Source organism: Yersinia alsatica (genome assembly GCF_025133195.1).
GTDB classification, from domain to species: Bacteria; Pseudomonadota; Gammaproteobacteria; order Enterobacterales; family Enterobacteriaceae; genus Yersinia; species Yersinia alsatica.
Genome location: NZ_CP104006.1, coordinates 2,237,948 through 2,261,856, shown reverse-complemented (window position 1 = coordinate 2,261,856; position 23,909 = coordinate 2,237,948). Strand labels below are relative to the sequence as shown.

The window sequence follows — 23,909 nt, the reverse complement described above, 5'->3', positions numbered from 1 at the left end:
CAGTAATGATTAATTTATATAGCGCGTTAGCGTAACTGAGCGGTAAACCCTAATTTCTGTAACAGCTCGGCGCTGGCAGCATTGTCGCACTGCACGCAAAGTGATGACCACTCGCGGCGTTCCTGGTAGTGCTTGCGTAGACGATCGAATTCGCCCGGCAGGCCAGCAACACGCCGCAGCGGCGCATCATCGCGGCGCACATCATACACTAAGTGCATCAATCGTTTTAATTTGCCTTCATCCAGCTCGCCGTTGAATTGCAATTGGCTGAATTCTGGCGCTGGCAAGAGTGTGGCAAGCTCTACCGATTGCGGCTGCCCCAGATGCTGACTAAAAGCTTCAAATACCTGAGTGGTGCCACGCGCCTTGCCTTCTAGCGTGTATCCGGCGATATGCGGGGTGCCGATATCAACACGGGCCAACAGCGGCAGAGATAGCTCCGGCTCTGGCTCCCACACATCTAACACCACATTGAGTTTTTTGCCTTTTTCCAGCGCACGGAGCAAGGCAGCGTTATCTACCACGGCACCACGGCAAGCATTAATCAAAATACGGCCATCTGGCAGAGCAGCCAGCAGCTCATCATCAGCCATATGCAGGCTTTGATAGGCTCCGGTTTTATTCAGTGGCGTATGGAAGGTGAGAACATCCGCCTCGCGCACCAGTTTTTCCAGTGGCCAGAAAGTCTCATTGTCACCACGATCCGCACGTGGAGGATCACACAATAAGGTGCGAACCCCCAGAGCTTGCAAGCGGGCATTCAGCCGTGAACCCACATTACCGACACCGATAATACCGACGGTTTTATCGCGCAGTTGGAAACCATCACGTTCAGCCATCATCATCAGGGCGGAAAAGACGTACTCCACCACCGCAATAGCATTGCAACCCGGTGCGGCAGAGAAGCCAATACCCTGTTGCCGTAACCAGTTATCATCGACATGGTCGGTACCGGCGGTCGCCGTCCCCACAAAGCCAATTGAGGTGCCTTGCAGCAATGCCTCATTCACTTTGGTTACCGAGCGCACCATCAGCGCATCTGCACCAGCCAATGCATCAAGGGGGATAGGTCGCCCCGGCACTGCCTGTACATCGCCTAACCGCTGGAATAGTGTTTCCGCGTACGGCATATTCTCATCAACCAGAATCTTCACGTTGTTCTCCGGCAGCTTACTGCCCTACCAAACAGGGGGCTTAGTATATACCCAAAAAATGTGGCGTTGCAGCTAACTCCCCGGCCTCAAGCTCGACGAAAACGTTCGGGAGTGGTGCCAGAAATCTGCTGAAACATAGCAATAAACGCAGAGGCCGAGCTATAACCCACATCCAGCGCTACACTTTGTACGGTTTTTCCTTGTTCCAACAATGAAATAGCATGTAAAAAACGTAACCGTTGCCGCCATTCACTAAACGCCATACCTAACTCTTGCTGACAGCGGCGTGATAGCGTTCGTTCGGTGGTATAGACCCGTTTGGCCCACAGCGCCAATGAGGTATTATCCGCTGGACAGCGCTCCAGTGCCGTTAATACCGGTGACAGCAGCTTGTCTTGTGAAGTCGGCAGATAGGTGCGCTGAACGGGCGATTTATTGAGTTGATCAATCAGTACGCGAGCTAAACGCATATCTTGTTCGCTTTCCGGCATCAATAAACCCCGCGAGAAGCAATCCTCGACGATGGCATTAAAAATCGGGCTGATATGCATTAGGCAAGCAGAATCCGGTAGCTCATCGCAAAGCGCCTGCGCGATATCAATGGCACGAAAATGCATCGGTTTGCGGTTATAACTGGAATGTTCCACTCCAGCCGGTACCCAGACACTGAACTCTGGGGGTGCCAAAAAACGCTGGCCGCCGATATTCATTGCCAGCACACCTGATTTAACGCATATCAATTGCCCGTAGGCATGGGTGTGCAGCAGAAATTCGGTATTGGCATTATAAATCTCGCAGCGGAAGGATAAATTCTGCGGCGCAGTGGCGGCAACCACCGGAAAATCGGGATTTTTCATCGTCAACACTCTTCTGTGGCAACACATCCACCAGCTGAAATTGTCCTAATCGCAGCAATTATTGTCTGATTATCAGTATATAGAATAAATCAGACAACTGTAGACTACATCGCATAAGTTTATGGATGAGAATTTTTCGCATGAATGTGTTGTTCCCCTTATTCGCAGTGATTATTTGGTCAATCAATGCCGTTGTCAGCAAGATATCCGCCACAGCTATTGATCCGGCGGCGATCTCTTTCTATCGCTGGGTCTTGGCGTTCCTAACGTTGACGCCATTTTTACTGCTGGGTGTCATCCGCAACTGGCAAGCAATACGGGTCTATTGGTGGAAGCTGATGATTCTGGGGCTGTTGGGCATGGTGCTGTACCAAAGTCTGGCTTACTACGCAGCCCACAGTGTTAGCGCCCTATTTATGGGCATCCTTAGCTCATTGATTCCGCTGCTAACCGTGCTGATCAGTATTGTCCTGTTACGCGTCGCCCCTACCGTTGGCATTGCGCTGGGCAGTGTGTTGTCACTCGGGGGATTAATATGGCTGGTCAGTGCAGGCAACCCGGCACAACTGTTGCAACAGGGAATTGGTAAGGGTGAATTGATGATGTTTGGTGCCTCGGCATCCTATGCCCTGTATGGCGTATTAACCAAACGTTGGGCGATTCAATTACCCAACTGGCAATCTCTTTATATGCAAATCGCCTTTGGTGTAGTGCTGTTGTTGCCTAACTTCTTATTGGCTCCAGATGTGCAACTGACCGCGCAAAATATCCCATTGGTCTTATTCGCCGGTATTCCCGCCTCCATTATTGCACCTTATTTATGGATTCATGGCGTGATGCGGTTAGGGGCGAATACTGCGTCGATATTTATGAACCTAACCCCGGTGTTTACCGCAATTATTGCCGTGAGCTTCCTGCATGAGCAATTGCACAGTTACCATCTGATTGGCGGCGGCATTACCCTGGCTGGGGTGATATTAGCTCAGCGCCTGCGCACCCCACTACGACGAAAAGTAACCCAATAAATATCAAGATGAGATAGTGGCGTTATTATCTGCCACTATCTCGCCCCCTAATTGCGCATTATCTTTCCTGTGCAACATTAAGACCCCCAATAATACCAATGCACTGCCAAGCAATTGTGATGCGGATAAAACTTCCCCCAGCAGAAAATAAGCAATTACTGCGGTGAACACCAATTCCAGGGTTAACAATAGACTGGCAACCGCCAGCGGCAATGTTTTCAAACTAAGATTAAACAGGCCAAACCCCAGTAATGTGGGGCCTGCGGCCAAAATCAGTAATAGCCACCACCCCGACCATTGGATGCCCTCGGCCCCCATGGATAAGAAAAATAAATTCCCCACCATTTGCTGTAACCCCTGTACCGGGAACCACAGCAGCAGCTGATTAAATATCAATTGATAACCAGCAGAAAAACCAAACACGTATAAAATCGTATTCCACACCGGATAACGACGGTCGGTGGCAATTCGCCCGGCTAAGGTATAAAAGCTATAACCCACTCCCGATGCCAGTCCAATAAATAGGCCGATAAAATTAAAGTCTGTCGCCGTGATATTTACTCCATCACTGACTAAAAAGCAGCCCAGCAGACTGATAATAATCACCAGCAGCTCACGCCAGCCCATATATTCGTGATAAAAAATCCAGCCAAGAAAAACCGTAAAACCCACAGAGCAATAAACCAGAATCGTGGAGATTGATGCGCCATTTAAGGCAACAGATTCTGTCCATAAGCCATTAAATACTGCCAGCAATAGCCCATACGAGAGATAGAATTTCACTTGGTCGCGGCGTAATTTAGCCCACTGCGGCTTGGTCACTAATAGAATCGGCAATAACACCGCCGCCACTAATGCTGCGCGCCAAAAAGCCAAAACTGATGTTGGCAAATGATAATGTGCCGTCAGAATGCGAATAATAATGCCAGTAAACCCTAATAACATGGCACTGATAATCGCCAAGATATAGCCTTGCCGTCTACCGGTAAAAAAAACACCGCCGGTCAGCGGCGTAGCCATCGTTGATGGGGGTAATCCCGCCGGTATTGCCATAACAGCCTCATTAGATTTACAACATCAATTAATGGGATGCAATTTTACGCTGACGTTTTTGGGCGACCAGAGCCACTTCCCCACTGATTAATACAGGCCACTTTTTCTTGCTTGAAGCCTTGTTAACATTGGGTATAGTGAAAGTCTCTTTTCTAAAGTGAGCCACTTTAGGCGCAATCACATGCACATTCCATTAGACCGGCAACAAGACATTCCACTGTATTTGCAAATTGAAGAGGCGCTACGCCGGGCTATTCTCAGTGGTGTATTTGCCGACGGCGATAAATTGCCCTCTACCCGCACTTTGGCGGCAGAATTATCGGTGAGTCGCCTAACCGTGGATAATGCCTATGCCGAGTTGGCGGCGAAAGGTTTGTTACAGCAACGCCGTGGCAGCGGGGCTTATGTGCGCTATCTCCCGCCACCGCTCAGCCAGCCACAGCCACTATTACAAGGCGAATTTCCACTCGACCGTTTTACTACCGTAACCTCGCGACTCGACGGTTATGCTGATATTCCCTTACCTGCGGACACCATCAATTTCGCCGCCGGGATTGGCAGCCCGAAGATTTTCCCGCTGGATGAATTTCGCAAAATTCTGCAATCCATATTGCGCCGTCATGCCGAAGAGGCCTTCAGCTATGGCGATTACTGCGGTTACTATCCACTGCGCGATACACTCAATCGGATTCTTTCTGCTCAAGGTATCCCGACGCGACCAGAGCAATTGCTGATAACCAATGGTTCGCAACACGCCATCAGTTTGGTTAGCCAATCACTGCTGGCACCCGGCGATACCGTTTTGGTCGAAGAGCCTACCTATGCCGAAGCCTTAGCCCTGTTCCACCTGCATAAAGTGAATATCGTGGCACTTCCCAGTGACCAACAGGGTATGAAGCTGGATACCCTGCCCGCGCTATTGGTTAAACATCAGCCCAAACTTATCTATTGCATCCCCAACTTTAATAACCCGACCGGCCGCTGTATGAGTGAAAGCCGCCGCCACCAGCTATTGCAGATGACCCGAGCGGCGGGAGTGGTGATTTTGGAAGATGACTATGTCGGTGACCTGCGTTATAGCGGTAAAAAGTTGCCGTCACTGCGTTCGCTTGCCGCTCCGGGCGAAGTTATCTATGTCAGCACCTTTTCCAAAATGTTGTTGCCAAGCATGCGGATTGGCTATCTGGTGGCGGACCAACCCCACTACACACAATTGGCACGTTTGAAGCATGTCGATAGTTTTACCAGTTCGAACCTGATCCAGCGGGCGCTGGATGCCTTTGTCACGGTCGGGCGTTATGACAAGCAGTTGCGCCGGGCCTGTCGTTTGTATCGTCAGCATTTGGATGCGATGACTGCCGCACTCACACAAACCTTACCACCCGATTGCCAGTTTGAAATACCGGATGGCGGGCTATTTATCTGGCTACAACTCCCTGAAAATGCGCCAGTTTCGCGCCTAATGCCACTGGCTTGGCAGGCGGGAGTGACTTTTGCAAAGGGAGGCGGATTTTACACACAAGAGTCCTGCGGCGAATTTACCCTACGCCTAAATTTTGCGGCTAATTCGCCAGAGCTGATAACCCAAGGGATAGCGCGCTTGAGTAGCGCAATTCGCCAGTGTCAGGCACAAAAAAGCCCGGTATAACTACACCGGGCATATAAAATGAAATAGCTTTATATTACAAGGATGCTAGCCACAAACGCAGCTTCATGCCCCAATAACTGGTCCAGCCGCTCGTGTGTTGCACCATCTTTCCTTGATAGAGAATCACCACCGTCGGGGTGACATTGACTTGCCATTGCGCCGATAATTGGCCTTGCGGATCATTAATCACCGGCAATTGATAGCCTTTCTTACTTAACCAGCGATCCACTTGAGCAGCATCGCCAGAACGCAAGGCGACAGTCAGAACATTTTCACCCTGTTGTACCAACTGATTGACACTGGGTGTGGTGAATTTGCACACGCCACACCATGTCGCCCAGAAATAGATAAGCAAAGGTTTTTCCTGACTCATCTCCTGCAAGGACACCGTCGTCCCTGCCAACGTCGGCAATGCCGTATCCGGCCAGTCTGCCGGTGCCTGTGGGCTACGTAACCAATCCATGCCCAGTGAAACCACCGCCACTACGAGCAATAAAATGGCTAACTCTTTACCCCAGCGTTTTAGGCGACTCATTTACCCGCCTGCGCCAGTTGCTGTTTTACTATCTCCTCCAATTGTTGGTAAGAAATCGCGCCCGGTATCATTTGGTCGCCAATCAAGGTGGCGGGAGTGCCCTGAACCCCCAGTTGGTCAGCCAGTTTCAGGTTAGTGCGCAATACATTCAGGCTTTGCTCACTGGGCTCCACCGGCGTCACCCCGGTTTTCTTCTGCGCTGCCGCAATACTGCTGGCATCGTGGAACCCTTTTTTCGCCATTAAGCGCTGATGGAAGGCCAAGAACTGGTCTGGATGCTGTTGCCACAATGTCAGTGCCAGTCGGGCGCTGGTGACTGAACTTTCACCTTTAAATGGCAAAGGTTTTATTACCACCGCCACTTGCGGGTACTCTTTCACTAACTTTTCCAGCAGCGGATCAAATGTTTTACAGAATGGGCAGTTGTAATCGGTAAAAGACACCAGCGTCAGTTGCGGGGCTGTAGCACCAAACCGTGGGCTACCGGGGTCCTGATACAGAGCTTGCTTATTGGCGGCGATAAACTGGCTCAGTTGTTGCCCTTGCGCTTCATTGGCTTGCTGTTGCCAGGCATTGACTGACTGCTCCAAAATATCAGGGTTCGCTATTAGCGTTTCACGGATCAGTTCTTTGATACGTACCTCTTGTTCTGGCGTAAAAGGAGCCGCGGCCCACAATGGCGTCGAAAACAACAGGAACAACCACACAGTTAAGATTCTCATTTTTCATTTCCTTTAGCGTCGGCCAACACTTTTAATAAAACATCACGATCCAGCAGAGGAGAAAGTACCTTTCCCTGCGGCTGTTGTGGCCCATAAATTTGATTGAACGGGATGGCGACACTGCCGCGTTCGCGTAGAAACTCAGTGATATCCGCCGAGGGACGAGTCCAATCTCCGCGCAACGCCACCACATCCGGTGCTTGCAGGGCTTGCTGCACATCATCACGCATCAGCACGTGTATCTTGTTAACTTTGCAGGTCACACACCAATCAGCAGTGACATCAACAAACACCCTTTTATGCTCAGCCAGCGCCTTTTTAATGGCTGACTCGCTTAATGGTTGCCACGGAATATTGTCATGCAGCGGCTTGCGCCATAAATCAGCCGTCAACGACCCTACCAACAGCAACCCGCCCACCAGCAAGATACCTATTAGGCTGACGATAGCGGCGATGCGAATGCCATAACGCCAGCCAATAGCCAGCAACAGCGCCAGTAATAATATTCCGGCAATCAACATTACGGTTTGCAGGCCAACATGGCTGATCATCAAGCTCAACAACCACAGACTGGACACCAACATCAGCACGCCCATCGCAATTCGTAGATGGTTCATCCAGCGACCGGGACGCGGCAGACACAGAGCCAGTTTTGGCCATGCGGCAACCGCCAGCCAAGGCAGGCTCATACCCACGCCGAGGGCAGTAAAAATACCCCACAGTGCTGGCAACGGCGCCGCCAAGGCAAAAGCCACCGCAGTACCGAGAAATGGTGCGGAGCAAGGTGTGGCCAATAAAGTGGCCAGTGCGCCCTGCCCAAAGTGACCCGCCATGCCGCGCAAGCCCGGTTTTTCAACCCGTGGCGCGGCAATACGCGAATTTAGCGATGAAGATAGCTGGATTTCGAATAGACCAAATAGGTTGGCGGTGAAGAGTGCGGTGACCAACACCATAAAGCCGATAAACCACGGGTTTTGGAACTGAATCCCCCAGCCAAGTGCATGGTTACCTAAACGCAAGGCGGTCATCAACAAGGCCAGTAACCAGAATGAGGTGACTATTCCGGCACTTGAGGCGAGAAACTGCCAGCGTACCTGACGGCGTGTTTGATGTTCAGTTTGCAGAATCGAACTTAGCTTCATCGCTAATACTGGCAGCACACAAGGCATCAAGTTAAGAATTAACCCGCCAGCTAGCGCCATTAATACCCAAGACCAAAAAGTCGTCGTGGATTGCGGCAAAGTCAGTGCTTGCCCGATAGTCACGGTGGCCTCTTGCGCCAGCCCGCCATCAGTAATCACCATGGTAAGTTGCTTGCCGCGCAGGTCTGCAGTGCCCTCTCCCCAACCATCGGTTGCGGGCACTCGTACCGATAACTGATTGCCATGTACGGCAACCACCGGCTTGCCGAGATCAACATCCTCGAGCGTATCGAAGAACAGCTCTGGCCGCTGCCAGCCCTCATCACGTTGGGCGAGAATTTGCACTTCACTCTGATTAAAACCGGCCTGAATCTGCTTAGTCAGAGCATTGGCAATGGGCACCTGCCCCATCGCCTGCGCAAAATCATGTTCGAACTGCTGTTGATTTTCCGCACTGACTGGCGAGGAAAGGTCGAGGCTAAACGGGTAGTCAGTCAAAATGCAGACATTGCTGCAAGTCGAGAGGGTCAGTATTCCGCTCAATGTATTGGGGACTTTGCCGGAGATCACTATCGGTATCATCGCCTGCTCATGATATCCCTGAGTCGAAATCCCAGAGACATCAAAGCGCTGCGGAACTGGCCAATACCACTTAACCGCCTCAAGAGGTGGCGCCCAGGTTATGGTGGGAGCAATCCCGCCTTCACCCGGCGAACGCCAATACGTTTTCCACCCCTTTTCCAGTTGGACGGTCAGTAACATTCGGGTTTCATTGCCAACCGAAGGCTCGGCATGAATCCGAACTTTGGCATGGTCATTTTGCGGACTGACCAACCAGCCGCTGTCTGCCGCCCAAAGGGTTGGCATCCACAACAGCAACAGACAGAGCAAAGCTGTCTTGCTTAAATTGCGCATTAATCTCTCCATGAATAAATTAAGCACAGCAACAATGATGTCGCTATGGTTATTCGCAACACGCAGTTTTATGAAAAACAGCGAGTTATGAAATACAGTTATTCAAAGGGTCTGGCTATTCTCGGAAAATGCACAATCTTAGATGCACCCGTAAACCGCTGGGTGAGATGGCTCTGGGTGGCGGGAACCGCATACTGGTCGGCGCTATCGGCACCAACAACAGCAACAGTAGACCCAGAGAGAAAATCGCTAATTCGAACAGCACGGGCGGTGACGCCAGTAGGGATTTGGCGCTCAGTTCACAAGGTGTCGGTGCTTCTTCCCCATCGGCCACAATCTGTGATGATGATGTTAATAGAAGAGTTTTTTCCAACGCGTGCAAGCTGGCGATGCGTTGAGTCATACAAACCAGTATGACCAGGCAAGCCAGACAGAGGAACCACTTTGCGGCGCGTTGTCGTTTAAACATGCTTGTTACTTAATAATCCCATTCAGTTATAGCGCTTCATCTTAACGATATAATTATCATTATCAATGCTTGGTTGGTAAACAATGGTCAATTTGGATGATGTTCTATGCAATAGATCGATGAGTGACTGCCACCCACGACGTGGGCTAGCGATACGTGCGCAAGCGCGGAGAGTTCCACAAAGGGTCACACGCTGCCCCGAACCCGATACATTTTTGGCCAAGCATTCATCCAAACCCAATAAGAATATATTGGTTACTCACATTTACAGGTATCATACCGGCAGCCTACGTCTCGCGCCGGGCCACCGATAAATCTCCTCCACTGCGAAGGACAGGTTATATGCAACCTTTGAACGGCCCAGGTGTCCCCATTGCGACTGATCGCAATGTTGCACCCACTAAATTGCCCTCACCGGGCCAAGTGGAAGATCAAGCGCTTACCCCTGCGCAACGCACCACGCTAGAAAAGCTGATTGTGCGGATTATGGCTCTTAGTCCGATAAAATCGGCCGAGATTTGGGCTGGCCTGCGCCATGACCTATCCCTTGGCAGCACCAGTGATTTATTGGCTCGCCACTTCCAACCGGCTGAGCAACTGCTGCAAGGCCGGTTAACACAAGCGCAAGAAAATCATGCCAATCACCAATTGCGTCAGCAACTGACCGAACTACTGCCCCAAGGCAATAATCGACAAGCTGTCAGTGATTTTATTCGCCAGCAATTTGGTCATACGGTATTAAGTCAGTTAACCCATGCTGAGTTGCAACAAGTATTAATCTTGCTGCAATCCGGTACCTTGAATATTCCGCAGCCACAATTGACGACGATTACGGACAGGCCATTACTTCCTGCAGAACATCAAAATATTCAATCTTTGGTGGCGAAACTCAGCGCCGCCACCGGTGAGCAACCGGCTAAAATCTGGCAAGCCCTGTTTGATCTGGTGGGAGTGAAAAGTAATGACCCACTGCCCGCACGCCATTTCCAGATACTCAGTCAGTTTTTGCAGACTAAAGTGGCACTCAGCCAGCAAACTTCCCCCACGTTGGTCAATCTGCAAACCGCACTGAAGCAACCTGCCGATGCGCAGGAACAGCAGCTATTAATTGATTACAGTCAGAATCGTTTTCACGCCAGCCCGACCACACCACTGACTCAAGCGCAGCTAAATGACATTATTAATGTTCTCTTTGCCGCCCGATTAGACCGCGCCAATGCAGCACAGCGCTTAGCGGAAGATCAGCAAACCCTTCAACCACTGATAAACCCACTCATTGCTGCATTACCACAGTCGTTACAATCTTTATTGCAAAAGCCATCATTGGTATTTGTTACGCTGATTATTGTTATGGCTTTTTTATTGGCGATTTTTCTTTAATCAACAGCGCGCAATAATCTGTTGGCTTAGGTTTTTTTGCCTGAGCCAACACACTGACGGCAACAATATCAAAGTGCTAATAATCCCCAACCTACCCCGGCACTCCAGAATAAAAATGGCAAAGAGTAAGCATGAAACTTCAACCAAATCGCCGGTTCACCGGACATTCTGAGCGCAATTAAATTCGCCATAGACCCCAAGGCAAAACCAAAGCCACCAATATTGACGGCATAAGCGACCAGTGCACTGGAGGGGAGATAATTAAGCAATAAAATCGTGGCAGGAACATTGCTTATCATTTGGGATAAACCGATCCCCAACATATAAGCTGCTGCCGCAGACAAGGTTTTAATTTCACCAAACAATGACTGTAAACCGGGTAATTCCGTCAGTAAGCGCACATCAATAAACATCGCTATAAAGACCACGATCAGGCTCCAATCTATCGCCAGTAAAACCCGCCGCGCCAACAATAATAATCCTGCAAAAACAATCAGTAAGCCATAATTCGCCAAACCTAGATCTACGCAGATAATAAAAATCACATACAGCGTCAGGCAACTGAGTAACAGGCGAAACTGATAGGGATAAATGGGGCTGGAGGTATGCTTATTAATTTTGCGTGCGGGGAAACGCCACCAAGTCACCGCTAATAATGTGAATAGAATAATCGCGGCCAAGGGGGCCATCTGACGGGTAAAACCAATAAAAGAGAGCTCAGAACGGCTCCATAACAGAATATTTTGTGGGTTACCGATTGGCGTTAATAATGAACCCGCATTCACCGCCAGGGCAGAGAAAATAATCAGGCGGGAAACCGGTAAAGAAGATATTTTCTTCAGTGTCAGGATCAGTGGAACAATGATAAACAGCGCCACATCATTCGTCAGAAAAGAGGATAATACCGCCGCTGACAAGACAAGAAACAACGCCAGATGCCGCTCGGTATGCAATGTGTTTATGATCTTACGGCCAATAAAATCGAAGTAGCCGCTAACCTCAACCCCTTTCGTTAGTAGCATTAATCCCAATAAAGTGACAATGGTAGTCCAGTCAATAAACTGAGGGAACTCAGCTACTTTTGCTGGCATCAATGCAGTTAAGCCGATCCCCAGAATCAATAAAATATGTAGCAGGCGGTCTTTCAGAAAAGGGCTAAAAAGCGTTTTTATTGCGCGCTGAGTGGTAGCAAGTAATGTCATCAGAGAATCTACAAATAATCGGGGCTGACCAAGAAAGGTCACGTTAGCGCAGCCAATCGTTTTATGCCAGCCCCTATTATCTGTTAGCTGCTAAACCCGCAGGTCAGCAGCGCCGAACTAGATCTGAGTATTTTGTTTTACTGCTTTTCTAAAGTCATCCATTGAACAGAATCCTTTAGCATCAATCGGGCAACCTTCTATTTCCAACGTGACACGTTTTGGCGGAGCCTGAAGTGACAACGGTGTTTTATTACGAATTTGCTCGGTCGACAGATAGATATATTCAATCTTCATCAGATCTTTGTTTTGTTTAATATCTTTCCAGCGTTCAAATACCACTTTGCCACTGATCGGCGTTCTCTCAAATTGATCTGGCAGTTGGTACTCTTTGGTTTTGAGCGCAGCTAACAAGGACGCAATATTAGAATCATGGCCAACCAATACCGCCAACTTGGCTTTTTGTGCCGCTGACTCATTGGGTGTTTTATCACCTTTGGGATCAAGAGCAGAACTGATAAAGCCCACTAGCTTCTCGGCGGCATTATCTGCAATAGCCGGGGAGCCAAAGAGTGTTTCATGGTAGAGGTTCTTGATATCAATTAATTTGCGCCACTCTTCCGCTGACTGTATCCGCCCCCAAGCCACATCTTTTGCCGGGAAACCTTCATAATATTGCAGCATGAAAGCATCAGAGGCACCGGTACCCAATTTCAGTGGGCCAGTAATACCCGGTTCTTTATTCTGCACTAATACAATCTCAGTCGGCTGGGTGCTCCAATCACATTTTTTATCGACCAGACATGCCGGTGAGTTTTTATAATCCAGAATCTTAGAGAGTAAATCATAATTAGGCTGTAGCCGTTTATTTAAACCCTCGACCCCGCCCGGCCCTGCATGCTGGTTAATAGAGGCCAATGCTTTTTCTTTAAATTCAGGCGTCACATCCAAGGTGATAATCGGGTTAAAGACCGGATCCATCTTGCCGATCTCTTTTTGGTGAGCAACAGGGACATTACAACCTGGGAAAGCGCCGAAGAGGAAATGCTGTGCGGTATCAATCGTTCTTGGCAAGCTGTTGGCATAAGTAAACACGGTGGTCGGTGCCGGGCATCCTTTTGATTTCAGTAACTTGGTCTCTGCCAACCACTGGCGGAAATACCCGCCCATCATCGACTCAAGCTCCGCGCCTTTTGGCGTCAAGTAGCCTCCTGGAGTGCTCCATTCTGGCCATTTATCCGGGGTTGCACTGGAAAGCATATCGCCATAATTCACCAGAGGTGCACGTATACCGTGCCGGCTCATCACTAAAACCTGTTCAAGCTTATAATTGCCGCTTTTATCCTGAGCCACTACCTTATCTTGAGCCGCAATATTGGCCGAAGCAGGTAAGAGTATTGCCAATAAGGTCAGGGTATAGGCCGTCTTTACTTTTATCATCCCAAACTCCATCATCCGTTGGTGGCATAAGTAGTAAATAGACTTTCGATTGCTACAGATTTGTTACAACAGAGATAATAGACGCAAGGGAGAGGTAAAAGTGGAGTCATATCACAGTTCCACTTATTATTTTATGCAGATGAATCTTGATATTACCGCAGATTTGGATGGTTATCCCCGGTCAGCACTGACTCTTGTGGAGTGCCAAGTTCAGTGCTAACGCTATTGTCTGTTAAGCGATTTTTATCCAATGAATTAAATTCTGACAACTCAGTGATTATTTCCTGCCCGGCATATCAGGAATGATCAGATCCCCGCGCAGTGCATATGAACCAAGCACACTTTCGGTTTTCTGATTGAGCCACGTCACTATTTTTGCCGCCATCGCATCCATAGAATATTCAATTGCTGGAATTGTCGGGATCCCCGGATAATGTAATGAGCCGGCAAGACTGAATACCATGATGTCATCTGGAACCGATTTATTAAATGCCTGTAGCTGCGGAATGACACTCTGGGCTTCCTGCTCATCAGCCACCAGCAGAGCATTAAAATTGAGTGTTGCGCTGCTATTGAGCAAAACTTGTAATGCAACCGACGAAGAGGATGAATCCATAAAAATCAGATCGCGGTTAAAGGGCAAAAAGTTATTTTCCAGCGCACGCTTATACCCTAACAATACATCATCCACATAACCGCTGGTGTCAGGATTAATTAAAGCAATTTTCCTTCTACCCTGCTTTATCAAATAATTACAGGCAGTCTCTGCGGCAAATGCATGGTCGAACTGGATACTGTTAGTGGCATCGGCGTCCATACAGTCAACCAGAATAATACTGTCGTCCGCGAGATTAAGAGGAAAACGGGCACCAATAATCAACACGTCATCGCACAGCCCGCAAGTTAATTCATCAAGCGCCTGCATAACTTCAGCTCTGTTGTTGGCAAAGCGCAATAACAAATGTTTTTGATGCTGGCTCAGGTGCTTTTCAAGGGCATATAAATAACCCGTTGTTTGGTTAATATTCTCTTGTGCACAGATAACACCAATACAGCCAGTTGACTGGCTTAATAGTGATTGCGCGATAACATTTGGCCGATAATTCAGCTCTTCTACCGCTTTTAGTACGGCAAGACGGCTAGCTTCCTTAACGCCGCGCGAACCACTCAACACCCGTGATACTGTGGCTTTAGAAACCCCAGCTAAACGTGATACATCGTTGATTGTAGACATGATTCTCTCCTAGCAGGCTTTAGTCCTTGCCTGTCGTTCCTCAATACAGCTTAGGCCCATCTATTGCAGCCTCCTTGAGTATAATCGTTTCCATTTGGCATGGAAACCGAATTTCCATCCTTATCCGAAATAGTTATCCAATCATCAAACCTGTGATGTCCATCAAATAAATAATCCCTATATATACTGGACTTTGATGGCTATCACAGTTCCACTCACTACGGATGGAAAACGGTTTCCGTATGATATCCAATAATCGCCGAAACAGCCGCTTTGATAAAATGGAAAACGGTTTCCGTGCAGTATCAAAACGTGATGAGCAAGGTATCAAAACGTTATTCGCCATGATTTTTTTATTCTGAGGATGGTTGTAGATGTTCAAGATTATGTTGTGTTGTTCCGCCGGTATGTCAACCAGCATGCTGGTTAGGAAAATGCGGACCGTTGCCGAAGAAAAAGGCATACCGGTAGAGATTGATGCGTTTGGTGTATCTGAATTTGATATTCAGTTTCCGCGCTATCAGGTCGTTCTGCTCGGGCCGCAGGTGAAATACATGTTAGGTATGCTCGCAGAGAAGGCTGCGGTTCACGGTATTCCCGTTCAGCCCATCGATATGATGGACTACGGCATGCAGCGTGCCGATAAAGTCCTGGACTATGCACTGTCGCTCATTGACGCGACCCACTAAGAAGGTATTCACATGAGTTCTTTATATCAATCAATGGTTGCTGTTATTGAACAATCAATTACGCCGCTAGCCGGGCGTCTGGGACAGCAAAAATACGTTATTGCTATTCGTGATGGTTTTACCGCTGCACTGCCTTTCATGATCATCGGCTCATTTATGTTGGTGTTTATTTTCCCTCCCTTCTCGGCCGAAACCACCGTAGGATTCGCCCGAGCCTGGCTGGATTTCTCTCAGACCTACCGCGCACAACTGATGTTGCCTTTTAACTTGAGTATGGGAGTGATGACATTATTCATTTCTGTCGGGGTTGGGGCGAGTCTGGGGCGACAGTTTAATCTCGATCCCGTGATGACTGGCCTGCTGGCATTCATGGCATTTATGCTTGTCGCCGCGCCTTATGCTGATGGCAAAATCTCTACCCAGTATCTTTCTGGTCAAGGGATCTTTACCGCGCTGATTACCGCGATTTATTCCACCCGTGTTTATGCCGCACTGAAACAACACAATATTACGATTCGCTTGCCGAAAGAGGTTCCGACGGGTGTCGCACGCTCTTTTGAAATACTGATCCCGGTATTAGTCATCATTGGTACCCTGCATCCACTCAATTTATTTATTGAGTCACAAACTGGCATGATCATTCCAGAAGCCATTATGCATTTACTGGCACCATTGGTATCTGCATCAGACTCTCTGCCGGCGATGTTACTGTCAATATTGCTGTGCCAGATTTTCTGGTTCTCAGGCATTCACGGTTCAATGATTGTCACTGGCATTATGAGCCCGTTCTGGATGACCAACCTGGCAGCAAACCAGGCAGCATTAGCTGCTGGAGCCGCCTTACCACATATCTATCTACAAGGTTTCTGGGATCACTATCTGCTGATTGGCGGCGTGGGTTCTACATTGCCACTGGCTTTCCTGCTGCTACGGAGCAAAGTTACTCACCTACGTACCATTGGTAAATTAGGCATTGTGCCGAGCTTCTTCAACATTAACGAACCTATTTTGTTTGGCGCACCAATCATTATGAACCCAATCATGTTCATACCTTTTATTGGGGTGCCAATGGTTAATGCCATTCTGGCTTACACCGCCACCAAATTTGGCTGGTTGGCGCAAGTGGTTTCCTTAACACCATGGACAACACCAGCACCTATCGGTGCTTCCTGGGCGGCAAACTGGGCCTTTAGCCCGGTGGTTATGTGCCTGATATGTATGGTGGTTTCCGCTCTTATCTATCTGCCATTCCTGCGTGCTTATGAGCATTCCCTATTAAAAATTGAAGGGGAAAAAAGCCTCAATAACGCCCCATCGCTTTCAGATACCGTCCGTAGCAACTGATAACGACAAGAGAAAAAACGAATGAAATACCAATTTCCAGAAAACTTCTGGTGGGGGAGTGCCAGTTCGGCACTGCAAACCGAAGGCGAAAGTCTGCAAGGTGGCAAGAGCCCCACCACTTGGGATGCCTGGTACGCCAGCCAACCTTCGCGCTTCCACCAGCAGATTGGCCCGAATAACACCTCAACATTCTATCGCAACTGGCGACAGGATATTGCGTTGCTCAAGCAACTTAACCATAACAGTTTTCGCACCTCGCTAAGCTGGGCACGGTTAATCCCAAATGGGGTCGGTGAAGTCAATCCAGAGGCTGTTAGCTTTTATAACAATGTGATAGACGAACTTTTGGCGCAAGGTATTACGCCATTCATTACCCTATTCCACTTCGATATGCCGATGGCGATGCAGGAGATTGGCGGCTGGGAAAACCGTGCAGTGATCGATGCCTGGAAGCACTATGCCGAAGTGTGCTTTGAACTGTTCGGCGATCGAGTTGAACATTGGTTTACCTTCAATGAGCCAATCGTGCCAGTAGAAGGCGGTTATCTGTATGACTTCCATTATCCTAATGTAGTGGATTTCAGACGCGCGGCCACCGTGGCCTACCATACCGTGTTGGCACATGCGACGGCGGTGAAAGCCTATCGTGCGGGTCGGTATAAAGGCGAGATTGGTATTGTGCTTAACCTGACACCATCTTACCCGCGTTCGCAAAACCCGGCGGATCTGCAGGCGGCGGAATATGCAGATTTACTGTTTAACCGCAGCTTCCTTGATCCGGCATTGCGCGGTGAATATCCGCAAGAGTTAATTGATTTATTGTGTGATTACGACCAAATGCCAGTGCGCCAACCAGGGGATAAAGCGCTGATTGCGGAAGGTAAAATTGACCTTTTGGGGATTAATTACTATCAACCGCGCCGAGTAAAATGTCGTGACGCTGCAGTCAATCCACAAGCTCCTTTTATGCCCGAATGGCTGTTCGATGCTTACGAAATGCCCGGAAGGAAAATGAACCCTTACCGTGGTTGGGAAATTTATGAAGCAGGGATTTACGACATCCTCACTAATTTACGTCTTAATTATGATAACCCGCGCTGTTTTATTTCCGAGAATGGTATGGGTGTTGAAAATGAAGAACGTTTTTTACAGGATGGAATAATTAACGATCAGTATCGAATAGATTTTGTTTCTGACCATTTAAAATGGCTACATAAAGGTATTAGTGAGGGTTGTCATTGCCTTGGTTACCATATGTGGACGTTTATCGATAATTGGTCATGGTGTAATGGCTATAAAAATCGTTATGGTTTTGTTCAATTAGATTTAACCAGCCAGAAACGTACCATCAAGAAAAGCGGCGAATGGTTTACCACGACTGCGGCTAATAATGGCTTTGATTAACGTCAATGGTTTTAATTAATGTAGGAATAAATAATGGTTGAGTTAGAAGAAGCAGTAATGGAAATTATTGTTAATGCTGGGCAATCTCGTAGTCTTTGTTTTGAAGCACTTCAGGCGGCACGCAAAGGCGACATTGACCGAGCCAAAGGCTTGCTGTTAGAGGCTGACGACTTTGCCCGCCAGGCACACCATATGCAAACCAAGCTGATTGAGCAAGATGCCGGTGAGGCCAGACAACCGATGACATTAATTATGGTGCATGCTCAGGATCATTTAATGACATCTTTATTGGCTCGAGAATTATCGGAAGAAATTATTCATCTTTATCAGCGTTAATATTAGAGAAAATAAATATAGCAATATTATCCATTTTCAACGGAGAGATTATTACGCAAAAATTTAAATGACACTCAATAAAATACATTATAAAAACAACCTTACTTTGGTGATGGCATAATTATCCTGTCTATACCCAATAGATTTCGAGTTGCAGGTAGGCGGCAACGGAATGAACTCAAGCAGTTGAGATAACTCAATGGCTTGGGTGAATGATGGTAGCCAATACCCCTGCGGCTGGAAAGATGACGGGTATAATTCGAACGGGATAATTATTATCTAAATAATACCTTATTAAATTGAGATAGCGATGAAAATACTTAAGCAGCTTCCATTAACAATGGCGGTTATCGCCGCGCTTTGCCCTATTTCTGTATTTGCTCAAGGAGCGACACAAACAACACAGGAATTAATTACACCTGAACAATTAAATAAAATTGTTGCACAGGCTGTGGAAAAAGCACTGGCAGAGCGCCAGGAAAAAATAGACTCGGCACTGGTTAAAAAGAAAAATATCGATATCGTTGATACCTCAGCAATCAAACCATCGCCAGAGACGGAAATTCCTTATGGCCTAAAATTTAATGCTTATGCCCGTTACGGTGCGCATTTCCAAGCGGGCGACCAAAAATATATTGGCGTGGATGGCTCCTATAATGGTTCTTCAGCCATTGGTCGTCTGGGTAATGAAGGTAATGGCGGGGAATTCCAACTGTCCAAAGCCTTTAAAGGCAGCAACGGCGCACTATGGGATGTGGTGGTCATGCTTGACCACTGGGGTGATGAAGTTAACCTGAAAAAAGCCTATGCCGGTGTCACTAACCTGTTTGAATCTCAGCCGAATGCCTATTTATGGGCCGGTCGTGATTTCCACCAGCGTCCACAGCAAGGTATTAACGACTACTTCTGGATGACCCATGATGGACAAGGTGCCGGGATTAAAAACCTGGATCTTGGTGTTCTGCAACTCGATGCAGCAGCTGTAGGTTCAGTACAATCCTGTAGCCCGCAAGTGGTTGCAGACCAAACTAACCCATCACGCATTACCTGCACCGGCGGTTCTGGAACAGGCGACAGCGGCCACTATGCCCTGACATCAAAAATCCATGGCGTGAAGATGGGGCCGATCGATTTTGAACTGTATACCAACTATGGTTTTGATTCTAAAGCTATTGAGAGTGAAGAAAAACTGAAAGCCTGGCAGACCGCTGTGGTGCTAAGCCACAAGGGTACCAATATCGAAAACAAATGGGTTACCCGTTATTCAGACAACTCAGATAATAGCGTCTACAACAAAACCAGCGACCTTCGCACGGTTTATACCAGCCTTGAAGGCACCTATAAATTCACACCACAGACATCTGTCACTTATCTCGCGGCGTTCCATGATTACGACCGAAGCAATCATAATGAAGACAACCGCCGCAACTATGGCGTAATTGTTCGTCCGATGCACTTCTGGAACGATGTCCACTCGACCTGGCTTGAGGCGGGTTATCAACGGGTAGATTACGATACAGGCGGTGACAACAAAGGTTGGAAACTGACGCTATCTCAGAATATCTCTATCGATATGGGTGCCGATTTCAGACCAATGCTGCGCTTCTATGTCACTGGCGGCGAAGTCGACAACAAACATACCGCCACCACCACCGACACAGAAGATACCCGTCTGGATTCCTTCAACATTGGGGCCATGTGGGAAGCCTGGTTCTAGTCCTGCTCGCTCAGGGTAGCCGCTTCGGCGGTTATCCTGAGGCAATATCACCTCAAAGAAATCCTATCCAGTCGTTATAAGCCTTGGTTGTCTTACTGCATATCTGGCTGTTATCTTGATATTCACATGAAATAATTCGCCCATCAGCAAACGACACTGGATAGGAATAATAATGAAAATTTTGGGTCTTATTGGCGGAATGAGCTGGGAATCAACTATCCCTTATTACCGAATGATTAATCAGCAGGTTAAAGAGCAATTAGGGGGATTACACAGCGCCAAAATTATCCTCTACAGTGTCGATTTTCATGATATTGAACAGCTGCAAGCTAAAGGTGATTGGCCAACCGCTGCACAGCTGTTGTCTGATGCTGCCGTGTCACTAAAACGTGCTGGGGCTGAGGTTATCGTGGTATGTACCAATACAATGCATAAAGTGGCAGACGAGATTGAAGCTGCCAGTGGACTACCTTTGTTGCATATTGCCGATGCTACTGCGGCACGAATTAAGCAGCAAGGGATCAGTAAAATCGGTCTGCTGGGTACCCGCTATACCATGGAACAAGATTTCTACCGTGGCCGCTTAACAGAGAAACATAATATTGAAGTGATTACGCCAGACAGTGCTGATCGCGAAATCATTAATCGTATTATTTATGAAGAGCTTTGCCTCGGTATCATCAATGAAACTTCTCGCCAGGAATACCGCCGTATTATGGGTAAATTAGAGCAACAGGGCGTGCAAGGCATTATTTTCGGTTGCACCGAGATTACCTTGTTGGTTAATGCGCAAGATGCCAATGTACCAGTGTTCGATACCACGGCGATACATGCCAAAGCAGCTGCCGAATATGCACTGAAATTCCAATAACTTTGTCCAAAATGATTGCCGCTGCAACCTGGCGGCACAAACGAAGAATATTAGCCGCTAATAATATTCTTGCCGGCGGCTTTCGAGCTATAGAGCATTCTGTCTGCACGAAGTAATAATTGCTCCTGTGCCTCATTCGCCTCTAACTCAACTACGCCCAAACTCATTGTCACATTTATATTGCCATCCACCGGCATTATCTCAATGAGCTGCCTAATTTTCTCAGCAATATTTTTAGCCTCAGCTAATTGCGTATTTGGTAAGACAATCATAAATTCATCGCCTCCCCAGCGGCCTAAAATGTCAACCTCTCTAATATTATTCCTAATCACATCAACAATATGTGTCAGGGCTAAATCACCAACGGAATGGCCGTATCTGTCATTGATTGATTTAAAGTCATCTAAATCCAGGGAGAGTAATGATAATGGCTGACAAAAACGCTTAGCACGGTGATATTCATGCTTAAGTACTTTCTCCAGCAAATAACGATTTGCGGCTGAAGTTAATACATCCGTCTCTGAAAGAATCTTTTTGATATCTAATTGCTGCTTCAACTGAAAGTTGGTTTCACGTAGCTCAGCGGTTCGCTCCTCGACTAATGCCTCTAACGATTTATTCTTTAATTCTAATTTTTCAAGAAGATGCTTTCTATCATGAATATTCCGGTGAGCGCCGATCATCCTTGATACCGAACCATCACGGTTACGTTCGACCACCTTGCCACGATCCTCAATCCAGATATAACTGCCGTCATGGGTGCGGCAACGATATTCTGTTTGGTATCTCTCGGCCTGATTACTAATATAAGCATCAAACTGAAACATTACCCTTTCAAAATCCTCCGGATGGATAATTTTCTCCCAGGTATGTACAGTATTTTCAAAAGCATGGGCCGGATAGCCCAGCATTTCATACCAACCGGTATTACGGTAAACAAATCCAGTGTTTGCATTCCAATCCCAGATACCATCACTTATCACTTCGAGAATTTCATGAACAACGCGCTCGTTTAAATCGGCAATCTTAATTTTCTGATCACTTTGATTATGGCTCATTGAACTACCCTGCTGTGTAGTAAATTAAAAGGTAGAAATAAATTTGTTTAATTATTGTTTTAATATTGTGAATTAACGTTTTTGGGCAGGCAAGGGTTTTTTAGCTTTAAATTTGACTTTAAAAGAATATAAATGCATTAAAAACAGAATGAATTTGCGTTAATGCGTTAGCATTCAATCACCTACTTTCTATGCCGTTATTTACTTGGGTTATTTAGTATAAGATATTTTTATGAATAACAAGTGATCAACTAACACTCTTTTATAGAAAGAGATGAAATTAACAAAAAAGAGATGATTCTCTGATGATTGCACTATTTTTTCGCAATTGTGTTTATTTTATAGCGAATAAAAAAGCCCGCGATCACTCGCGGGCCTTATTATTAAGCATCAACTAGCACAAATAGCTGCTTATGATCTTATTTCTGGTATTTACGCATAACCAAAGTGGCGTTAGTCCCACCGAAACCGAAGCTGTTAGACATAACAGTTGTCAGTTCACGTTTAGTTGGCTCAGTGATGATATTCATCCCCTCAGCCTGCTCATCCAGTTTTTCAATATTGATGCTTGGTGCGATAAAGCCGTGTTCAACCATTAACAGGCTAAAGATAGCTTCGTGCACACCTGCGGCACCCAGAGAGTGACCGGTCATAGCTTTAGTTGAAGAGATAGCTGGGGTGTTATTACCAAACACTTCACGAATCGCGCCCAACTCTTTCACATCACCAACCGGGGTAGAAGTGCCGTGTACGTTCATGTAGTCGATTGGGGTATCAACGCCCTGCATAGCCATCTGCATGCAACGCACTGCGCCTTCACCTGATGGAGCCACCATATCAGCACCATCTGAGGTCGCGCCGTAGCCAACAATCTCAGCATAGATATGTGCACCACGAGCCAGAGCATGCTCAAGCTCTTCAACCACGACCATACCGCCACCGCCTGCAATTACAAAACCATCACGGTCTTGATCGTAGGTACGGGAAGCTTTAGTCGGGGTTTCATTGTATTTGGTAGACAATGCGCCCATAGCGTCAAACTCACAGGCCATTTCCCAGCATAGCTCTTCACCGCCGCCTGCAAACACAACGTCTTGCTTGCCCAGTTGGATCAGTTCCACAGCATGGCCAATACAATGTGCGGAAGTGGCACAAGCAGAGCTGATGGAGTAGTTAACACCTTTGATTTTAAACGGTGTTGCCAGACAAGCGGATACACCGGATGCCATGGCTTTAGTCACCATATAAGGGCCAACGCCTTTCAGGCCGCGCGGAGTACGCATAGCATCGGAGCCAGCAACCTGGTTGCGAGGTGAACCACCACCGGAACCAACAACCAGCCCACTGCGGAAATTAGAGACTTGATCTGGAGCCAATTTAGAGTCTTCAATCGCTTCTTGCATCGCAAGATAAGCATAAATTGAGGCGTCGCTCATAAAACGCAGCACTTTGCGGTCAATAAGGTCTTTTGGCTCTTCCGCCAGCTTTACATCGCCCCATACATGGCTGCGCATACCTGCGTCTTTAAATTCCTGAGCGAAAGTAATGCCAGAGCGGCCTTCCTGCAAAGATGCCAGAACTTCCTGCTGGTTATTACCAATGCTGGAGACAATACCCAAGCCAGTAATTACTGCACGCTTCATTCAATACCTCTTCCACTTATTTTACATTCGGGATTTTGCAACGCACTTTAGCGTACAGTTGTACGCCGAACAAG

General features: G+C 47.5%; 21 protein-coding genes. 9 read left to right on the top strand and 12 right to left on the bottom strand.

From position 1 onward, the window contains the following. Window positions 1–26: 26 nt before the first annotated feature. Both pdxB and N0H69_RS10050 read right to left on the bottom strand, forming a co-directional pair. Window positions 27–1,154 carry a 4-phosphoerythronate dehydrogenase PdxB gene (pdxB, locus tag N0H69_RS10055; RefSeq protein ID WP_050150977.1) on the bottom strand — a complete coding sequence of 376 codons (1,128 nt, stop codon included), beginning with the start codon at window positions 1,152–1,154 and terminating at the stop codon, window positions 27–29. An 86-nt stretch (window positions 1,155–1,240) separates the two neighbouring features. Next, window positions 1,241–2,011 (bottom strand): AraC family transcriptional regulator, encoded by a 771-nt coding sequence (locus N0H69_RS10050; RefSeq protein ID WP_050150975.1) that lies wholly within the window; start codon window positions 2,009–2,011, stop codon window positions 1,241–1,243. Window positions 2,012–2,151: 140 nt separating this feature from the next. Here N0H69_RS10050 and N0H69_RS10045 point away from each other — a divergent pair, with 140 nt between their 5' ends. Then, window positions 2,152–3,036, top strand: a complete 885-nt coding sequence (locus tag N0H69_RS10045) for a DMT family transporter (RefSeq protein ID WP_050120828.1) — start codon at window positions 2,152–2,154, stop codon at window positions 3,034–3,036. A gap of 3 nt (window positions 3,037–3,039) precedes the next feature. On the opposite strand, the gene N0H69_RS10040 is transcribed toward N0H69_RS10045, so the two are convergent. Continuing rightward, the gene (locus N0H69_RS10040) at window positions 3,040–4,089 is read right to left on the bottom strand and encodes a DMT family transporter (protein WP_050150973.1); all 1,050 of its coding nucleotides are present in this window, start codon (window positions 4,087–4,089) and stop codon (window positions 3,040–3,042) included. 181 nt (window positions 4,090–4,270) lie between these two features. Here N0H69_RS10040 and pdxR point away from each other — a divergent pair, with 181 nt between their 5' ends. Next, a complete protein-coding gene (gene pdxR, locus N0H69_RS10035; RefSeq protein WP_050150971.1) occupies window positions 4,271–5,737 on the top strand; it encodes a MocR-like pyridoxine biosynthesis transcription factor PdxR in 1,467 nt (488 codons plus the stop codon). A gap of 34 nt (window positions 5,738–5,771) precedes the next feature. Here pdxR and N0H69_RS10030 read toward each other — a convergent pair whose 3' ends face one another. The 4 genes from N0H69_RS10030 to N0H69_RS10015 all read right to left on the bottom strand — a co-directional run bounded on the left by N0H69_RS10030 (window position 5,772) and on the right by N0H69_RS10015 (window position 9,520). After that, window positions 5,772–6,272: a protein disulfide oxidoreductase gene (locus N0H69_RS10030; RefSeq protein ID WP_050106068.1), complete on the bottom strand. Its 501-nt coding sequence runs from the start codon at window positions 6,270–6,272 to the stop codon at window positions 5,772–5,774. Continuing rightward, window positions 6,269–6,994 carry a DsbA family protein gene (locus tag N0H69_RS10025; RefSeq protein WP_050150969.1) on the bottom strand — a complete coding sequence of 242 codons (726 nt, stop codon included), beginning with the start codon at window positions 6,992–6,994 and terminating at the stop codon, window positions 6,269–6,271. The genes N0H69_RS10030 and N0H69_RS10025 overlap by 4 nt, the downstream gene beginning before the upstream one ends. Next, entirely contained in the window at window positions 6,991–9,051 is a 2,061-nt protein-coding gene (locus N0H69_RS10020) for a protein-disulfide reductase DsbD family protein (protein ID WP_050150966.1), read from the bottom strand. The genes N0H69_RS10025 and N0H69_RS10020 overlap by 4 nt, the downstream gene beginning before the upstream one ends. Before the next feature lie 115 nt (window positions 9,052–9,166). Then, on the bottom strand, window positions 9,167–9,520 hold the full coding sequence (locus tag N0H69_RS10015) for a hypothetical protein (RefSeq protein WP_050106065.1): 354 nt from the start codon (window positions 9,518–9,520) through the stop codon (window positions 9,167–9,169). A gap of 342 nt (window positions 9,521–9,862) precedes the next feature. On the opposite strand from N0H69_RS10015, the gene flk reads away from it, so the two are divergent. Beyond that, a complete protein-coding gene (flk, locus tag N0H69_RS10010) occupies window positions 9,863–10,900 on the top strand; it encodes a flagella biosynthesis regulator Flk (RefSeq protein WP_050106064.1) in 1,038 nt (345 codons plus the stop codon). Between the two features lie 68 nt (window positions 10,901–10,968). Here the strand turns inward: flk and N0H69_RS10005 are convergent, their stop codons facing one another. The 3 genes from N0H69_RS10005 to N0H69_RS09995 all read right to left on the bottom strand — a co-directional run bounded on the left by N0H69_RS10005 (window position 10,969) and on the right by N0H69_RS09995 (window position 14,773). Beyond that, entirely contained in the window at window positions 10,969–12,102 is a 1,134-nt protein-coding gene (locus N0H69_RS10005; protein ID WP_050150963.1) for an SLC13 family permease, read from the bottom strand. 117 nt (window positions 12,103–12,219) lie between these two features. After that, window positions 12,220–13,539 carry a bifunctional glucose-1-phosphatase/inositol phosphatase gene (gene agp, locus N0H69_RS10000; protein WP_050106062.1) on the bottom strand — a complete coding sequence of 440 codons (1,320 nt, stop codon included), beginning with the start codon at window positions 13,537–13,539 and terminating at the stop codon, window positions 12,220–12,222. 277 nt (window positions 13,540–13,816) lie between these two features. Continuing rightward, window positions 13,817–14,773 carry a LacI family DNA-binding transcriptional regulator gene (locus N0H69_RS09995; protein ID WP_050120818.1) on the bottom strand — a complete coding sequence of 319 codons (957 nt, stop codon included), beginning with the start codon at window positions 14,771–14,773 and terminating at the stop codon, window positions 13,817–13,819. Window positions 14,774–15,147: 374 nt separating this feature from the next. Here N0H69_RS09995 and N0H69_RS09990 point away from each other — a divergent pair, with 374 nt between their 5' ends. The 6 genes from N0H69_RS09990 (at window position 15,148) to N0H69_RS09965 (ending at window position 21,134) form a co-directional block, all read left to right on the top strand. After that, window positions 15,148–15,462 carry a PTS sugar transporter subunit IIB gene (locus N0H69_RS09990; RefSeq protein ID WP_050106060.1) on the top strand — a complete coding sequence of 105 codons (315 nt, stop codon included), beginning with the start codon at window positions 15,148–15,150 and terminating at the stop codon, window positions 15,460–15,462. Window positions 15,463–15,474: 12 nt separating this feature from the next. Next, complete coding sequence (locus N0H69_RS09985; RefSeq protein ID WP_050145461.1) at window positions 15,475–16,806, top strand: PTS sugar transporter subunit IIC; 1,332 nt, start codon at window positions 15,475–15,477, stop codon at window positions 16,804–16,806. 21 nt (window positions 16,807–16,827) lie between these two features. After that, on the top strand, window positions 16,828–18,210 hold the full coding sequence (gmuD, locus tag N0H69_RS09980; RefSeq protein ID WP_050150961.1) for a 6-phospho-beta-glucosidase GmuD: 1,383 nt from the start codon (window positions 16,828–16,830) through the stop codon (window positions 18,208–18,210). 33 nt (window positions 18,211–18,243) lie between these two features. Further along, window positions 18,244–18,546 (top strand): PTS lactose/cellobiose transporter subunit IIA, encoded by a 303-nt coding sequence (locus tag N0H69_RS09975; protein WP_050106057.1) that lies wholly within the window; start codon window positions 18,244–18,246, stop codon window positions 18,544–18,546. 310 nt (window positions 18,547–18,856) lie between these two features. Continuing rightward, on the top strand, window positions 18,857–20,263 hold the full coding sequence (locus N0H69_RS09970) for a carbohydrate porin (RefSeq protein WP_050150958.1): 1,407 nt from the start codon (window positions 18,857–18,859) through the stop codon (window positions 20,261–20,263). Window positions 20,264–20,435: 172 nt separating this feature from the next. Beyond that, complete coding sequence (locus tag N0H69_RS09965) at window positions 20,436–21,134, top strand: aspartate/glutamate racemase family protein (protein WP_050106055.1); 699 nt, start codon at window positions 20,436–20,438, stop codon at window positions 21,132–21,134. Window positions 21,135–21,184: 50 nt separating this feature from the next. Here N0H69_RS09965 and N0H69_RS09960 read toward each other — a convergent pair whose 3' ends face one another. Together N0H69_RS09960 and fabB are read right to left on the bottom strand one after the other, a co-directional pair. Next, on the bottom strand, window positions 21,185–22,192 hold the full coding sequence (locus tag N0H69_RS09960; RefSeq protein ID WP_050106054.1) for a sensor domain-containing diguanylate cyclase: 1,008 nt from the start codon (window positions 22,190–22,192) through the stop codon (window positions 21,185–21,187). Between the two features lie 419 nt (window positions 22,193–22,611). Next, the gene (fabB, locus tag N0H69_RS09955) at window positions 22,612–23,835 is read right to left on the bottom strand and encodes a beta-ketoacyl-ACP synthase I (RefSeq protein ID WP_050132917.1); all 1,224 of its coding nucleotides are present in this window, start codon (window positions 23,833–23,835) and stop codon (window positions 22,612–22,614) included. Between the last annotated feature and the right edge of the window lie 74 nt (window positions 23,836–23,909).